The organism is Streptomyces sp. NBC_00385 (genome assembly GCF_035917155.1).
Taxonomy (GTDB): domain Bacteria; phylum Actinomycetota; class Actinomycetes; order Streptomycetales; family Streptomycetaceae; genus Streptomyces; species Streptomyces poriferorum.
Genome location: NZ_CP107951.1, coordinates 7,169,337 through 7,185,612 on the forward strand (window position 1 = coordinate 7,169,337; position 16,276 = coordinate 7,185,612).

Sequence of the window (16,276 nt, forward strand, 5' to 3'; positions counted from 1 at the left end):
GGCTCGTGGACAAGATGACAGAGGACCTCTCACCAGCTGAGCGATACCAGGCTTCCCGGATCCGAGCCGCCGAGCAGGCGACCGCGCTCGGACCGTTCCGCGAGATGTACGAGTTCGATCTGGACCCCTATCAGATCGAGGCCTGCAAGGCGCTGGAGGCCGGCAAGGGCGTGCTCGTCGCGGCCCCGACGGGTTCGGGTAAGACGATCGTCGGCGAGTTCGCCGTGCACCTCGCCCTGGCCCAGGGCCGCAAGTGCTTCTACACCACGCCGATCAAGGCCCTCTCGAACCAGAAGTTCGCCGACCTGGTCAAGCGCTACGGCGCGGACAAGGTCGGCCTGCTGACCGGCGACAACAGCGTCAACGCCGATGCGCCGGTGGTCGTCATGACCACCGAGGTGCTGAGGAACATGCTGTACGCGGGCTCCCAGGCGCTGACCGGCCTCGGTTACGTGGTGATGGACGAGGTGCACTACCTCTCCGACCGTTTCCGGGGCGCCGTCTGGGAGGAAGTGATCATTCACCTCCCCGAATCCGTCACCCTGGTGTCGCTGTCGGCGACCGTGTCCAATGCCGAGGAGTTCGGCGACTGGCTGGACACCGTCCGCGGCGACACCCAGGTGATCGTCTCCGAGCACCGGCCGGTGCCGCTCTGGCAGCACGTGCTGGCCGGCCGCCGGATGTACGACCTCTTCGAGGAGGAGAGCGACCACGGCGGCCGCGGGTCCGGACGCCGTGAGGTCAACCCCGACCTGGTCCGGCTCGCCCGTATGGAGAACCAGCGCGGATACAACCCGCGCGAGCGCCGCCGCGGAAAGATGGTGCGCGAGGCGGACCGCGAGCGCGAGCGGCGCCAGCGCAGCCGGATCTGGACACCGTCGCGGGCCGAGGTCATCGACCGGCTCGACGCCGAGGGACTGCTGCCCGCCATCACGTTCATCTTCAGCCGGGCCGGCTGCGAGGCCGCCGTGCAGCAGTGCCTGCACGCCGGACTGCGGCTCAACGACGAGGACAAGCGCCGGCTGGTCCGGGAGATCGTCGAGCAGCGCACGGCGTCCATCCCCACCGAGGACCTGCACGTCCTCGGGTACTACGAGTGGCTCGAAGGCCTGGAGCGAGGCATCGCCGCACACCATGCCGGGATGCTGCCGACCTTCAAGGAGGTCGTCGAGGAGCTCTTCGTACGCGGGCTCGTCAAGGCGGTCTTCGCGACGGAGACCCTCGCGCTCGGCATCAACATGCCCGCACGCTCGGTGGTCCTGGAGAAGCTCGTCAAGTGGAACGGCGAGCAGCATGCCGACATCACTCCCGGCGAGTACACCCAGCTCACCGGCCGGGCCGGCCGGCGCGGCATCGACGTCGAGGGGCACGCGGTCGTGCTCTGGCAGCGCGGCATGGACCCGGGCGCGCTGGCCGGACTCGCGGGCACACGTACGTATCCGCTGCGCTCCAGCTTCCGGCCCTCGTACAACATGGCCGTCAATCTGGTGCAGCAGTTCGGGCGGCACCGTTCGCGTGAGCTGCTGGAGACCTCCTTCGCCCAGTTCCAGGCGGACCGCTCCGTCGTCGGGATCTCCCGCCAGGTCCAGAAGAACGAGGAGGGCCTGGAGGGCTACAAGGAGGGAATGACCTGCCACCTCGGTGACTTCGAGGAGTACGCGCGGCTGCGCCGTGACCTCAAGGACCGGGAGACGGAGCTCGCCAAGCAGGGCGCCTCGCAGCGGCGAGCAGCGGCCGCGGCGTCCCTGGAGAAGCTCAAGCCCGGCGATGTCATCCATGTGCCCACCGGCAAGTTCGCCGGGCTGGCGCTCGTCCTGGATCCCGGACTGCCTGCCGGGCGGACCAACGGGCACGGGCATCGGGGGATGGAGTACCACGACGGTCCGCGGCCCTTGGTGCTGACGGCCGAGCGCCAGGTGAAGCGGCTGGCCTCGATCGACTTCCCGGTTCCGGTGGAGGCGCTGGAGCGGATGCGCGTCCCGAAGTCGTTCAACGCGCGCTCGCCGCAGTCGCGTCGGGACCTGGCGTCCGCGCTGCGCACCAAGGCCGGGCACATCGTGCCGGACCGGCACCGCAGGGACCGGTCCGTCGCCGCCGACGACCGTGAGATCGCCCGCTACCGCGCCGAGTTGCGCGCCCACCCGTGCCACGGGTGCGACGAGCGCGAGGACCACGCGCGGTGGGCCGAGCGGTATCACCGGCTGCAGCGGGACACTCAGCAGTTGGAGCGGCGGATCGAGGGGCGGACGAACACGATCGCCCGCACCTTCGACCGGATCGTGGCCCTGCTCACCGAGCTCGACTACCTCAGGGGCAGCGAGGTCACCGAGCACGGGCGGCGACTGGCCCGGCTGTACGGCGAACTGGACCTGCTGGCGAGCGAATGCCTGCGGGCCGGTGTGTGGGAGGGCCTCAACCCGGCCGAACTCGCGGCGTGCGTCTCGGCGTTGGTGTACGAGGCGCGGCAGGCCGATGACGCGGTGGCTCCGAAGCTGCCGTCCGGTCCGGCGAAGACCGCGATGGGCGAGATGGTCCGCATCTGGGGGCGTCTCGACGCCCTGGAGGAGGACTTCAAGATCAACCAGGCGGAAGGGGTCGGTCAGCGCGAGCCCGATCTCGGCTTCGCCTGGGCGGTGTACATGTGGGCGTCCGGCCGGACGCTGGACGAGGTGCTGCGCGAGGCGGAGATGCCGGCGGGGGACTTCGTACGGTGGTGCAAGCAGGTGATCGACGTGCTGGGGCAGGTGGCTGCGGCGGCTCCTCGTGAGGGGAGTTCTGTGGGGCGCAATGCGCGGAAGGCGGTTGATGAGGTGTTGCGGGGAGTGGTGGCTTACAGCTCTGTGGGGTGAGGGCCCTGGGGTGGCGCGTCGTGCAGAGTGCGGGGCCGTTGGTCGGGGGTGGAGCAGGTGGGGTGCGCCTGCGGCGGGCCTTGTCCCCTCCCCGCCCCTTCCCGTAACCGGGGGCTCCGCCCCCGGACCCCCGCTCCTCAAACGCCGGAGGGGCTGGATGGCGGGGCGGTTGGAGTGCCGGAGGGGTCGGCAGGGGGTGTGGTCCTGTATGCGCGCCAGCCGCCGTATTCCGTGATGTCCTTCGAGCCCTCCACCGCGTACGGCTCGCACAGGAAGCCCACCGCCGTCGTGCCGTCCGACAGGTCCACCCGGCCCAGCACCATGGGGTGGGGGAGGGCTGCGGTGAGGGTGCCCAGGCCCTCGGCGGGCAGGTGCCAGAGTTCCGTCTCGATCGCGGCGCCGCCCTCGTCGGTGCGGACCAGGCCCGGTTTGGGCGGTGTGGTCGCCAGGGCGTGCAGGCGGTAGACGGGGGCCGTGGTCGTCGTACGGATCAGGCGGGCGCCCAGCGACAGGAGCTGGGGGTTGAGCGGCTCGCCCGTCAGGTGGGCGCCGGCCACCGCGATGCGGACGGGCGGGGTCAGCAGGGCGGCGATGCGGGCCAGGCGTTCGTCCGCGTGGGCGGGGCCGATCAGCATCACACCGAACGGCAGGCCCGACACCTCGCCCGCCGGTACGGCCACCGCGCACAGGTCGAACAGGTTGGTGGAGTTGGTGAACCGGCCGAGGCGCGCGTTCGCGCCCAGCGGGTCCGCCGCCACCTCGGCGAGCGTGGGGTGGCCGGGCGCTGTCGGGAGCAGCAGGGCGTCCGCATCGCCCAGCGCGGCCTCGGCCGCGCGCCGGAGCTCCGCCAGCCGGTCCCGGTCCGCGAACAGGCGATGGGCCGGGATGTCCCGGGCCGCGGTGATGATGCCCGCCACCGTGGGATCCAGGTCCGCCGGGCCGCTGTCGACGAACGTGCCCACCGCCGTGTAGCGCTCCGCCACGAACGCCCCCGCGTACAGCATCGCCGCGGCCTCGGTGAACGGGGAGAGGTCGACGGGGTGCAGGACGGCGCCCGCCGCGCGGAGGCGTTCCGCCGCGGCCGCGTAGGCCTCTGCCCAGCCTGGGTCCAGTTCGCCCAGCTGGTCAGTCGGCGGCACCACGATCCGCCACGGGCCCGCGACGCGGGCGGGCACGGGGACGGGGGTGGGGGTGGCCATCAGGGCGAGGGCCTGCTCCGCCTCGGGGAGCGTACGGGCGAAGACGGTGACGCAGTCCAGGCTCGCGCAGGCCGGGACCACGCCGTCCGTGGGGACGAGGCCCCGGGTCGGTTTCAGGCCCACGATGCCGTTGAACGCCGCCGGGACCCGGCCGGAGCCCGCCGTGTCCGTACCGAGGGCGAGGTCAGCGATGCCGAGGGCCACGGCCACCGCGGAGCCGGAGCTGGAACCGCCGCTGACGCGGTCCGGGGCGTGGGCGCTCGCGACCGCGCCGTAGGGGGAGCGGGTGCCGACCAGGCCCGTGGCGAACTGGTCCAGGTTCGTCGTGCCGATGACCAGCGCTCCGGCGGCCCGGAGGCGGGCCACGGCGGGGGCGTCCGCCGCCGGTTCGTACGCGTAGGAGGGACAGCCCGCCGTGGTGGGCAGGCCGGCCACGTCGATGTTGCCCTTGACCGCGAGCAGACGGCCCGCCAGCGGAAGGAACTCACCTGCGACGAGGCGGGTCTGGAGGGTGCGGGCCTCCTCCTCCAGGTTTTCCTGCGGGCGCAGGCCGATCCAGATCTCCGGGCGGTCCACCGCCTCGATCCGGGCGTACGCGGCGCGGATCCGGGTGAGGACAGGAGTGGACATCAGGGTGCTCCTCGGTTCGTACGGGTGAGTGGGGCCAGGGTGACCAGGGCCGTTCCGGCCTCCACCTGAGCACCGGGGCGGGTGAGGATCCTCTCCACCACACCGTCCGCCGGGGCGTGTACCCGGGACTCCATCTTCATCGCCTCCAGTGCCAGCAGCGGCTGACCCGCCGTCACCGTGTCGCCCTCGGCCACGTTGAGCTGCCAGACCGAGGCCGCGAACTCGGCCTCCACCAGTCGCCCGCCCGGCGGTACCGTCACCTCGGCGGCCGGCGGCGCCGGAGCGTCGGCGGCCTCCGCCCGGGCGAACTCGCCCGCCGCTTCCCACGCGTCCCGCTCGGCGCCGAAGGCCGTGCCCTGGCGGCTGCGGAACGCGGCGATCGATTCCGCGTTCCCGGCCAGGAACTCCTCGTACCGGGCGAGTGAGAACTCGCCCTCCTCGATCCGCGGGACGAACCGGCCGGAGATGATGTCGGCGCGCAGTTCCAGGAGTTCCTCGGCCTCCACCGGGTACCACTTGATGCGGTCGAAGAACCGCAGCAGCCACGGGGAGCCCGGTTCGAAGGCGCCGCGCTGCTGCCAGCCGGACCAGACCTGGGTGGTGCGGCCGACGAACTGGTAGCCGCCCGGACCCTCCATGCCGTAGACGCAGAGGTAGGCGCCGCCGATACCGACGGAGTTCTCCGCGGTCCAGGTGCGGGCCGGGTTGTACTTGGTGGTGACGAGGCGGTGGCGCGGGTCCAGCGGGGTGGCCACCGGTGCGCCGAGGTACACGTCACCGAGACCCATCACCAGGTACTCGGCGTCGAACACCGTGCGGTAGACGTCGTCGACCGAGTCCAGGCCGTTGACCCGGCGGATGAACTCGATGTTCCACGGGCACCACGGGGCGTCGTCGCGGACCCCCGCCATATAGCGGGCGATCGCCTCGCGGGTCGCCGGATCGTCCCAGGACAGCGGGAGGTGCACGGTCCGGGACGGCACGGTCAGGGCGTCCGTGGGCGGGAGCGCCGCCTCGGTGCGGTGGAGGAGGTCAAGGAGTTCGGGCTGGGCGAGGACGGTGGGGTCCGTCTGGACCTGGAGGGAGCGGATGCCCGGGGTCAGGCCGGTGATGCCGGGGACGGCCGCCGCCGTCAGCGCCTCCATGAGGGCGTGGACGCGCATGCGCAGGGCGAGGTCCAGCTGCATCGGCCCGTACTCGACCAGGACGTTGTCGTCGCCGCTGCGGCGGTAGGTGAGGACGTCGTCGCGGTACAGGATGCCGCCGTCGGTGATCTCGGGGCGGGGCTCACCGGTGACGGTCACGGGCAGGAAGCGGACCGTGTCGCCCGGACGCAACTGGCCCAGCTTCCAGCGTTCGGACGTCACCACCGTGGCCGGACAGACGAAGCCGCCGAGCGAGGGGCCGTCCGGGCCCAGCAGTACGGGCATGTCGCCGGTGTAGTCGACCGCGCCCACGGAGTACGGCGTGTCGTGGATGTTGGACGGGTGCAGACCCGCCTCGCCACCGTCCGCCCGGGCCCAGCGCGGCTTCGGACCGATGAGGCGGACGCCGGTCCGGGCGGAGTTGAAGTGCACCTTCCAGTCGGCCGCGTAGAAGTCGTGGATGTCCTCCTCGGTGAAGAACTCCGGCGCCGCGTGCGGGCCTTCGGCCGCGGCGATCTGCCAGGTGCCCGTGAGAGCGGGGCGCTCGCCGACCGGTACGGGGGTGCCGTCCGCCACGCACGACCCGCCGTGCAGCACGTCGCCCGTGCGCAGGGCCCGGCCGCCGTGCCCGCCGAAGCGGCCGAGCGTGAACGTGGCCGCGCTGCCCAGGAACTCCGGGACGTCCAGGCCGCCGCCCGCGAACAGGAGGTAGGTCCGCAGGCCGTGCTCCTGCGGGGCGCCGAGCGTGAGGGTGGCGCCGGCCGGGACGGTCAGCGGCTCCCACTGGGGGACCGGTACGCCGTCGACCGTCACCGGGGCCGCCGCGCCCGTGACACACACCGTCGTGGGGTGGGTGAAGCGCAGCGCCGGGCCCTGAAGGGTGCACTCCAGGCCGGGTGCGCCCGGGGCGTTGCCGAGTGAGGTGTTGCCGAGCCGGAACGACAGGTCGTCCATGGGGCCCGACGGCGGGACGCCGACCTGCCAGTAGCCGGTGCGGCCCGGCCAGTCCTGCACGGTGGTCAGCGTGCCGCCGGAGACCACCTCGATGCGGGGCGTCGGGTCGTCGATCGTGGCGAGCGTCGCCGTGGAGTGGGTCGCGTCACGGACCCGCTCGTCGGCCAGCGCGGCCCGGACCAGCCCGAGGTTGGTCTCGATGCCGTCGATCCGGGTGGTGGCGAGTGCCGCGTCCAGCCGCGCCAGAGCCTCGGCACGGTCGGCGCCGTAAGCGATGATCTTGGCGAGCATCGGGTCGTACGCCGTCGTGACCTCCGTCCCCGTCTCGATCCAGCCGTCCACGCGCAGGCCCTCGCCCCGGGGGAAGTCGACCCGGGTGAGCAGACCGGCGCCCGGGCGGTGGTCGCGGCTCGGGTCCTCGGCGTAGACCCGCGCCTCCACGGCGTGGCCACGCGGTGCGTCCGGCTGCCGTACGACGGAGGTCTCGCCCTGGGCCAGCCGCAGCATCCACTCGACGAGGTCGACGCCGTGGATCTCCTCGGTGACGGGATGCTCGACCTGGAGGCGGGTGTTGACCTCGAGGAAGTACGCCTCGGACCGCGCGGCGTCGTACACGAACTCGACCGTTCCGGCCGAGCGGTAGCCGACCGAGGCGCACAGCTCCCGTGCTGAGTCGGTCAGTTGTGCGCGGACACGGTCGGGGAGATCGGGGGCCGGGGCCTCCTCCAGGACCTTCTGGTTACGGCGCTGAAGGGAGCAGTCGCGGTCGCCGAACGTCACCACCCGGCCGTGCCCGTCGCCGAACACCTGGACCTCGACGTGGCGGGCGTCCTCCACCAGCCGTTCCAGGAAGACCCCCGCCGAGGAGAACGACGCGGCGGCCACCCGCTGCACCCGCTCCCAGGCGTCCGCGAGCCCCTCGGCCGACCGGCAGGCCGACATGCCGATGCCACCGCCGCCGCCCGTGGCCTTCAGCATCACGGGATAGCCGATACGCGCGGCGGCTGTCAGCGCCGACGGGAGGTCCGGGAGGAGTCCGGTGCCGGGGGCGAGCGGGACACCCGCCGCCTCGGCGGCCGCGCGGGCCGTGTGCTTGGCGCCGAAGAGGTCCAGCTGGGCGGCGGTCGGCCCGACGAAGACGATTCCCGCCTCCTCGCAGCGGCGGGCGAACTCCGCGTCCTCGGACAGGAACCCGTAACCGGGGTGGATCGCCCCGGCCCCGGTGTCCTTCGCGGCCCGCAATACCAGATCGGCGTCCAGATAGGACTCCTTGGCAGGTGCCGGGCCCAGCCGCACCGCCGTGTCCGCGAGCCGGACGTGCGGGGCCGACCGGTCAGGATCGGAGAAGACGGCGACCGTCCGCAGACCGAGGCGGCGGGCCGTACGGATGATGCGCACGGCGATCTCGCCACGGTTGGCGATCAGCAGCGTGTCGAAGGTCATCGGTGCCTCGGAGGTCATCGGCTCGTCCCGGTGAGGGTGGCCTCTACCGCCGTCGGGTCGAAGGCGTTGCAGGGGTTGTTGATCTGGGGGCAGTTGGAGACCAGCACCAGCACATCCGTCTCCGCCCGCAGGGTGAGGGCCATGCCCGGTGCGGAGAGCCCGTCGACGATGCCGAGCGTGCCGTCCTGCTCCACGGGCACGTTCATGTACCAGTTGATGTTGGACACCAGATCGCGTTTGCCCAGCCCGTGCCGGGCGCCCTCCGCCAGGAAGTTGTCCACGCAGGCATGCTGCGACCAGGTGTGATGGCCGTAGCGCAGGGTGTTGGACTCCTTCGAGCACGCGCCGCCGACCGTGTCGTGACGGCCGCAGGTGTCCGCGGTGACCGACATCAGCGGGGTGTGCTCGTTCGACATCAGCACGCTGCCGGTGGTGAGGAAGAGGCCGCCCCCGGCCTGGATCGTGTCGGGCGCGCTGTAGCGGACCGCCGTGTCATGGGCGTCGTACACCAGGAAGTCCACCGCCTGGTTGCCGTGCAGATCGGTGAGGGTGAGGTGTTCTCCGGCCCGGACGGTCGCGGACCAGGCCGCGCGGGCGGGAATGACGGTCGTCGAAAGGACCGTGGCGGACGTGGTCATGCGAGCCCCCGGGCGGTGAGGAAGTCGGCGGTGTTGAGGAAGGCGCGGCGGCCCTCCGGCGTGGCGTCCCACAGGGCGTCGCCCGGTGACGTCGGCCGGGCGCGCCAGGCCAGCACCTCCAGCGGGGTGCTCGTGTAGGCGGGGCGCGGGTCCAGCGGATGCGGGACGTTCGCGATCAGCACGGTCAGGTCCTGCTCGGCGCGCAGCGTCACCGAGGTGCCCGGTCCGGCCGAACCGGTGAACTCGGTGGTGCCGTCCTCGTGGATCCGGACGCCCTGGAAGAAGGAGAGCGACGGCGGCAGGTCGCGCGGCTCGAGACCGTTCTTCGAGGCGGCGAGCTTCAGCAGTTCGCGGCCCGCGGGGGAGGCGGACTGGGGGGTGCCGTCGCCGTACCGTTCGGTGTTCCTCCGCAGGGTGGAGGTGCCGCACAGGGCGTCGTGCCGGCCCGAGGAGTCGGCGGTCACCGAGGCGAGCACCCGTCCCTGGTCGGAGAGGAGCAGCCGGCCGGCGCCCAGGTAGGCGTTCCACTGGACCTTCACGGTGTCCGCGGTGTTCAGCCGCTCCCACGGCCGCCCGTCCGCGTACAGCAGCAGATGCGCGCAGGCCTCGCCGGCCAGGTCGGTGAGGCGCAGTTCGGTGCCCCGGGCCAGGACGCGGTGCGTGTAGTTGCCGCCCGCGACCGTCTCGGCCCAGACCGGGGTGCCGGGGGCGGCGTCCGGCCAGTCGCTCGCGGGCACCACCGGCATGGCCCCGTGACGGGTGCCGTGCTGGGCGCGGGCGTGGTCCCGGGCTCCGTGTGTCGTCGCTGTCGCCATGGCTGAACCTCCGGCTCGACGTGTTGCCGATGCTTGTTTCTGTCGCGCGACAGAAATTAGGACGCCGGAGAGTCATGGCCATTGCCCGTTCGTTGCGCGGGAGTTACCGAGTACTCACCAAGATCGCGACGGACGGGGATGTGCGACGATCGGCCCATGCCCAGTACCTCAGGAACCGGCGGCCGGCGGGTCGGCCGGCCGCGCGCCACCCAGCGCCCGGACAGCGGGCTGTCCGCGCGGGACGAACTTCTGGCCGCGGCAGCGGAGTTGTTCACCACGCGTGGGTACGCGGCGACCACCACCCGGGCCGTCGCCGAACGGGCGGGCATGCGGCAGGCGACGATGTACCACTACGTGGCGGGCAAGGAGGATCTGCTGGCGGCGCTCCTGGAGTCGACCGTCGCCCCCTCGCTCGCCCTCGCCGAGAAGCTGCTCGCGGACGGGGGCAGGCCCGCCGAGGACCGTCTGTGGGAGCTGTGCCGGGCGGACGTGGCCCTGTTGTGCGGGGGGCCGTACAACCTGGGTGCGCTGTACGTGCTGCCGGAGGTGCGGGCCGAGCGCTTCGCGGACTTCCACCGGGTACGGGCGGCGCTGCGCTCGGCGTACGGGGAACTGCTGGTCGCCACCGAGTCGGGCGCGGCGCTCGCAGCGGACGAGGCGCGGCTCCGGGCGGACCTGGTCTTCGGGCTCATCGAGGGCGTGATCCTCGTGCATCTGTCGGAGCCCGAGCGGGAGACGGAGGTGTTCGCGGCGGCGACGGCGGACGCGGCGCTGCGGATCGTGGGGCCGGGTCCGGGAGCGCGGCGCGAGGGCTGAGCCGGCCGCCGTGACCGGCGGCCGGTTCCCGGGCACGGCTGTCGGCCGGTCCTTGTCACGCGGACCGGCCGGCAACGGTGGTTGATCCTTCCTCCGGGACGGACGGGACGTGCCGAACGGCGGGAGGGCGGGGGCTTCAGGCCCGGGCGCCGCTGCTGCCGCTTCTCATCGACGCGCCCGCGCAGACCAGCCCCAGCAGGACGGTCAGACCGCCGATGATGACGTTGTTGAGCACGACGCCCATGTCCGGACTGCTGCCCACCACCCAGGGCGAGATGACCATCCAGGCACCCATGGCGCAGATGGCCCAGCTCAGGCCGTACATCCGCTGCGGCATCACGGTGAACCCCAGCCCCAGCACGGCGATCGCGATACCCATGATCAGGTTGTGCGTCACGAGCGGGGCCTGCGAGGTCGTGAAGTGCAGCACCCAGGGCGATACGGCGCAGTACAGACCGACCAGGAACACCGGCCCGTCGACGAGTGCCACGTCGCGGCCACCCATCATCCGGTCGTAGCGGTCACGCATTTCGGAGACGTCGGGGTGTCCGGTCATGTCGTGACCGGCGTGCGAGACGTTTGACATGTTCGTCTCCTTTGGTCCTGCAGGCCTGGCCGCCGCTGTGTGCGGCAAGCGGTCTGCTCTGCCATTGTGCTCTTATATGCCTCTTATGTGTAGGTTCAAGGCAGCTGAATCTCCGCAGGATCCGCATCCGCGCACCGGTCGTCCAGCCGCCGGGCCAGCGAGATCAGCTCCGGTGTACGCAGCACCCGGGCGCCGTACCCCGGCAGCGGGACATGCAGCGGACCCGTCCAGCGCGACGGGATCGAATCGAGCCCGTACACCGCACCCGCCAGCGCCCCGGTCACCGCCGCCACGGTGTCGGTGTCGCCGCCCACGTCGATCGCCGAGGCCAGCGAGGCCTCGTACGAACGCGTCGTGCGCAGCGCCCACAGCGCCGTGCCCAGGCAGGGCCACACCGCGCCGTTGAACTCGGTCGCCCGGTCCGGATGCCAGTCCGGTGCCAGGACGGCCGCCCAGCGCTCCCGGTGATCCGGGTGTACGTCGGCGAGCGCCTCCGGGACGGCGGCGAGCGGGTCGGCCCCGTTCAGCGCGACCCGGATCAGTTCGTGCAGGACGGCGGTGCCCTCCCAGGCCGCGCGGTCGCCGTGCGTCAGGGCGGCGATCCGGCGGGCCGCGTCCATGGTCGCGGCCCGGGCGTCCGCGTCCGGCCGCCGCGGCCCGGCGAAGTACACGGCGGACGTGGCGGCGCGCATCAGCGAACCGTTGCCCGCCGCCCGGCCGTTGATCTGGAAATGCAGTGCCGCCGCGAGGTCCCACGGATCGCCGCCGGTCAGTACGGCCTCCGTCTGGAGGCCGATGTCCTTCGGATCGCCGGCCGCCCACCGCCGGAACCGGTCGAAGAGGTCGGGCAGGTCGAGGCCGCCGCGCTCCAGCAGGGACTCCCCGACCAGCACGGCCATCTGTGTGTCGTCCGTGGCCTCGCCCGGATCCCAGCCGCCACCGCCGCACATCGTGCCGGTGCCGTCCGGGAAACGGGCGGTGTAGACGCCGGCCGGTCCGAACTCGAACGGCGCGCCCAGCGCGTCGCCGACCGCCGATCCGACCACCGCGCCCGCCACCCGGTCCTGCCTGCTCAGGGAGTTCATCCGGTCAGCGTACGGAGGCCGGCCGCTTCGCGTACGCGCGATATACGGCCCCGAGCAGCACCGTGGCCGTCAGGAAGAGGACCGTGAACCACTGGAAGTACCAGTGCCCGCCCGCCGGGTCGTACACCGCGGCCCGCGGCCAGGCCAGGTTGACGGTCATCACCGCTCCGTACACGAAGGCCAGTGCGTTCACCGGCAGGCCCCAGCGGCCGAGCGAGAAGAGGGGTTCGCCCGTCTCGTCGTGCAGCGGGCCGGTGGCGGGGGAGAGCGGGAGGCGGCGCAGCCTGCGCAGCAGCATCGGGCCCGTGACCATCGCGTACGCCAGGTACAGCATCGCGATGCACGTGGTGCCGATCGCCAGGAACGCCTCCGGTGAGGCCAGGTTCAGCAGTCCGAGCGCCGCGGCCGCCGCGCCGACGAACAGGGCCGGTGCGGCGGGCATCCCGGTGCGCGGTGAGACCTTGGCGAGCCGGGAAGAGCAGGGCAGCACCCCGTCGCGCGCCATCGAGAACAGCATCCGTGAACCGGCCGTCTGGATGGCGAGCGTGGCCACCGCGACGGCGACCGCCACATCGGCGAGCAGCATCCGGCCGACGCCGTCCCCGAGGCTGCTGGTCAGCACGTACGACAGGCCTTCCGTGGCCAGCCGGCCGTCGGTCAGGTCCGGTGCGGCCAGGATGCCCGCGAGGACCAGCAGCCCGCCGAGCACCCCCGCCGAGGCCAGCGCGAGCAGGATCGTGCGCGGGGCGGTGCGGCGCGGGGAACGGGTCTCCTCGCTCATCTCGCCGGCGCTGTCGAAGCCGATCAGGACGTAGGCCGCGGTGAACGAACCGACGAGCAGCGCCCCGAGGGCGCCGCCCTGACCGCCGGTGTGCAGCGTGACTCCGGGGGTGCGCTCGGTGTGGGTGAACAGGAGGACCAGGATGAGTACCGCGCCGATGATCTCGGCCGTCACGCCGATCCGGTTGACCGCCGACATGACCTTGTTGTCGAGCAGGTTCACCGTCGTCGTGAGGGCCAGGAGTGCCACGGCCAGCAGCGCGGCGTTGGCCGCGCCCGTCGCCGTGGTGGGCGCCGGGTCCCCGTCCACCAGCTGAAAACCGGACCAGATGGCCGGCAGGACCACCTGGAGGGCAAGCGCCGCGGCGGCGACCACGACGATCTGCCCGATCACCATGATCCACCCGGCGTACCAGCCGAACGCGGGCGTGCTGAGCCGGGTCGACCACTGGTAGATCGCGCCGGACAGCGGATAGCGGGCGGCGAGTTCGGCGAAACAGGCGGCGACCAGCAACTGGCCCACCAGCACGGCCGGCCAGGTCCAGAAGAAGGCTGCGCCGCCGAAGGAGAAGCCGAACGCGAAGAACTGGAAGACGGTGGTCAGAACGGAGATGAAGGAGAAGCCGGCCGCGAACGAGGCGTAACGCCCCATGGACCGGTGCAGCTCCTGGCGGTAGCCGAAACCGGCCAGGGAGGCGTGGTCGCCCTGGCCGGTTCCGGCGGGATCCGGTCGTACGTCCGTTGGTGCGGTGGCGGTCATGTCAGCCCCTGTCGCCGATTTCCTGTCGGGCGACAGAAATTAGGGACGCGCTGTTTCCGGGGCGTGACGAGGCCGTGTCCGCACGGGGCCGAAGTGCTCACGCCCTGCGGCGGGTTGCCGGGGGAGTGGCCGCGGGCCCCGCGCAGGAGGGCCGCTACTTGGCGGGCATCAGCACCGTGTCGACGATGTAGACCGTCGCGTTGGCGGTCTGGACGTTGCCGCAGACGACCTTCGAGGAGTCGTTGACGGTGTACGCCATGTCCGAACCGGACGTCGTCAGCTCGCTCTTCTCCAGCGTGTCGAAGGATCCCTTCTCCAGCTGCTTCGGCGTCAGCTTCTGGCCCACCACGTGGTAGGTGAGGACCTTGGTGAGCGCGGCCTTGTCGGCGAGCAGCTTGTCCAGGTCGGCCTTCGGGACCTTGGCGAACGCGTCGTTGGTCGGGGCGAACACCGTGATGTTCTGCGCGTTGTTCAGGGTGTCGACCAGACCGGCCTTCTTCACCGCGGTGACGAGGGTGGAGAGCGCCGGGTTGTTCGAGGCGGCCGTGGCGACCGGGTCCTTCGCCATGCCGTCGAAGGAGCCGGCGCCGTCCTTCGGCACCGTCGAACAGGCCGGACCGAAGGGCTCGTTCATGGGCGTCGCGTCGCCGGCGGGCTCCGATGCCTTGTCCGAGGCCTTCGCCGAACTGGCGGAGGAGCCGGACGTGCTGTCGTCGGAGTCGCTGGAGCAGGCCGTCAGAGCCAGTGGCAGGACGATCGCGGCGGAGAGTGCGACGGCGGCGCGACGGGCGTGGATGACCTTCATGATGTTCTCCTGTTGTGGATGTGTGACGGATGTGTCACGTTCAGTGATGGGTTCGGGGTGTGCGAGGTGGGCCGGTGTGCGGGGAACGCGCCGGCAACGCCCGTTCAGGACACGTCGACCACCACGGAGTGCCAGCCGGTCGCACCGTTGGGTACGGTGCCGACACGTTCTTCGGTCTGGGTGGCGCCGGCGCGGTCCGTCGCGCGGACCTCCAGGGTGTGGCTGCCGGAGGTGGCCGGCCATTGCCACACCCACTGCCGCCAGGTGTCCCGGCTGTCCTCGGCAGCCAGCCGCGCGGTGTTCCACGGGCCGCCGTCGACCCGGACCTCGACCCGCTGGATGCCGCGGTGCTGGGCCCAGGCGACCCCGGCGACCGGGATGGTGCCGGCCTTCGGGGAGGCGAAGGGGCGGGGGGTGTCGATGCGGGACTCGGTCTTGATGGGCGCCTGCCGGGACCAGGACCGCTTGACCCAGTAGGCGTCGTAGTCGTCGAACGTGGTGAGCTCGATGTCCTTCAGCCACTTGCAGGCCGACACGTATCCGTACAGGCCGGGGACGACCATCCGGACCGGGAAGCCGTGCTCGAAGGGCAGCGGCTCGCCGTTCATGCCGAGGGCGAGCATCGCGTCGCGGCCGTCCATGACGTCCTCGACCGGAGTGCCGATCGTCATGCCGTCCACCGAACGCGCCACGATCTGGTCGGCGGTTCCGCCCCGGGACGGGGGCTTCACCCCGGCCTCCCGCAGCAGATCGGCCAGCCGCACGCCGATCCACCGGGCGTTGCCGACGTACGGTCCGCCCACCTCGTTGGAGACGCAGGTCAGGGTGATGTCGCGCTCGATGATCTCCCGGCGCAGCAGGTCCTGGAAGCTGAGCGTCAAGGGCCTCTTCACGCCCTTGCCGTGGATCCTCAGCCGCCACTCGTCGGCATCGACGCGCGGCACGACCAGCGCCGTGTCCACCCGGTAGAAGCTCTTGTTCGGGGTGACGAACGAGCTCAGTCCGCGGATCCCCAGATCGGCCCCCGCGGGCACGGCCGGCGCCGCGGACACGGGCACGGGCAGGACCAGGTCACGCCGTGAGGCGGCGGCCCCGGCCTGCACGGCCGAGGTGAGCCGCCGTCCCAGCAGTCCGGCGCCCGCCGAGGCCGCCGCCGCGGCGCTCGCCGCGATGACGAAGCGCCGCCGGTCGAAGGTGCCGTGGTCCGGCTCCGTGTCCCTCCCGCCAGCCGCGGGGGAGGGGCCCGGAACCGGGGCCAGCCGTCCGGCCAGGAGATACAGCACTCCTGCGGCCACCACGGCACCCACCACCGAGGGCAGCGCGTCGGACACCCGGCCCTCCGGCCGGCCGATCGCCGCGACTGCCCCGACCACCCCGAAGACCAGGACGGCCGCCGAGCCGATCAGCCGGCGGTGCACCGCCAGCACCCCGACCGCCATGGCGAAGACCGCCAGCAGGGCCAGGATGCCGAGTTGCAGCACCAGCTTGTCGTTCGTGCCGAAGTTCCGTACGGCGAAGTCCTTGAGCGCCGGGGGAGTGCGGTCGATCACCGCACCGCCCACCGCCGCGACCGGGCCCGCCTCGGGACGTACGACCGCCGCGACGAGCTCGGCGACGGCCAGGGCGCAGAACCCGGCGATCACACCGCTGAGCGCGGCGAAGGCCGCACGTGCCCAGCGGGACCGCCGGGACCCCTGGGCCCCGTTCCGCGTGTCGTTCTGATCTTCACTCACAACCGGCATTCGTTCCCCGAAGCTGGGCGGATTGGTCT

Annotated in this window: 11 protein-coding genes; 2 read left to right on the forward strand and 9 right to left on the reverse strand. The window is 72.1% G+C overall.

Annotated elements, in window-relative coordinates; all coding sequences use genetic code 11:
• Positions 1–14: 14 nt before the first annotated feature.
• On the forward strand, positions 15–2,849 hold the full coding sequence (locus OG959_RS31955; protein WP_326664080.1) for a DEAD/DEAH box helicase: 2,835 nt from the start codon (positions 15–17) through the stop codon (positions 2,847–2,849).
• Between the two features lie 137 nt (positions 2,850–2,986).
• On the opposite strand, the gene atzF is transcribed toward OG959_RS31955, so the two are convergent.
• The 4 genes from atzF to OG959_RS31975 are packed head-to-tail and all read right to left on the reverse strand — an operon-like array spanning position 2,987 to position 9,673.
• Positions 2,987–4,678: an allophanate hydrolase gene (gene atzF, locus OG959_RS31960; protein ID WP_326664082.1), complete on the reverse strand. Its 1,692-nt coding sequence runs from the start codon at positions 4,676–4,678 to the stop codon at positions 2,987–2,989.
• Entirely contained in the window at positions 4,678–8,220 is a 3,543-nt protein-coding gene (locus OG959_RS31965; protein ID WP_326666754.1) for a 5-oxoprolinase/urea amidolyase family protein, read from the reverse strand. Before OG959_RS31965 ends, atzF begins: the two co-directional genes overlap by 1 nt.
• Positions 8,221–8,234: 14 nt before the next feature.
• A complete protein-coding gene (locus OG959_RS31970) occupies positions 8,235–8,858 on the reverse strand; it encodes an urea amidolyase associated protein UAAP2 (protein WP_326664084.1) in 624 nt (207 codons plus the stop codon).
• On the reverse strand, positions 8,855–9,673 hold the full coding sequence (locus tag OG959_RS31975; RefSeq protein WP_326664085.1) for an urea amidolyase associated protein UAAP1: 819 nt from the start codon (positions 9,671–9,673) through the stop codon (positions 8,855–8,857). Before OG959_RS31975 ends, OG959_RS31970 begins: the two co-directional genes overlap by 4 nt.
• A 156-nt stretch (positions 9,674–9,829) precedes the next feature.
• Here OG959_RS31975 and OG959_RS31980 point away from each other — a divergent pair, with 156 nt between their 5' ends.
• Positions 9,830–10,489 (forward strand): TetR/AcrR family transcriptional regulator, encoded by a 660-nt coding sequence (locus tag OG959_RS31980; RefSeq protein WP_326664087.1) that lies wholly within the window; start codon positions 9,830–9,832, stop codon positions 10,487–10,489.
• A 136-nt stretch (positions 10,490–10,625) separates the two neighbouring features.
• Here the strand turns inward: OG959_RS31980 and OG959_RS31985 are convergent, their stop codons facing one another.
• From OG959_RS31985 to OG959_RS32005, 5 genes are all read right to left on the reverse strand, one after another.
• Entirely contained in the window at positions 10,626–11,075 is a 450-nt protein-coding gene (locus OG959_RS31985) for an SPW repeat protein (RefSeq protein WP_326664089.1), read from the reverse strand.
• 95 nt (positions 11,076–11,170) lie between these two features.
• A complete protein-coding gene (locus tag OG959_RS31990) occupies positions 11,171–12,160 on the reverse strand; it encodes an ADP-ribosylglycohydrolase family protein (protein WP_326664091.1) in 990 nt (329 codons plus the stop codon).
• Between the two features lie 4 nt (positions 12,161–12,164).
• The gene (locus OG959_RS31995) at positions 12,165–13,700 is read right to left on the reverse strand and encodes an amino acid permease (protein WP_326664093.1); all 1,536 of its coding nucleotides are present in this window, start codon (positions 13,698–13,700) and stop codon (positions 12,165–12,167) included.
• Positions 13,701–13,854: 154 nt separating this feature from the next.
• Positions 13,855–14,505 (reverse strand): fasciclin domain-containing protein, encoded by a 651-nt coding sequence (locus OG959_RS32000; RefSeq protein WP_326664094.1) that lies wholly within the window; start codon positions 14,503–14,505, stop codon positions 13,855–13,857.
• A 104-nt stretch (positions 14,506–14,609) separates the two neighbouring features.
• Entirely contained in the window at positions 14,610–16,247 is a 1,638-nt protein-coding gene (locus OG959_RS32005; RefSeq protein WP_442805671.1) for a sulfite oxidase, read from the reverse strand.
• Positions 16,248–16,276 lie beyond the last annotated feature (29 nt).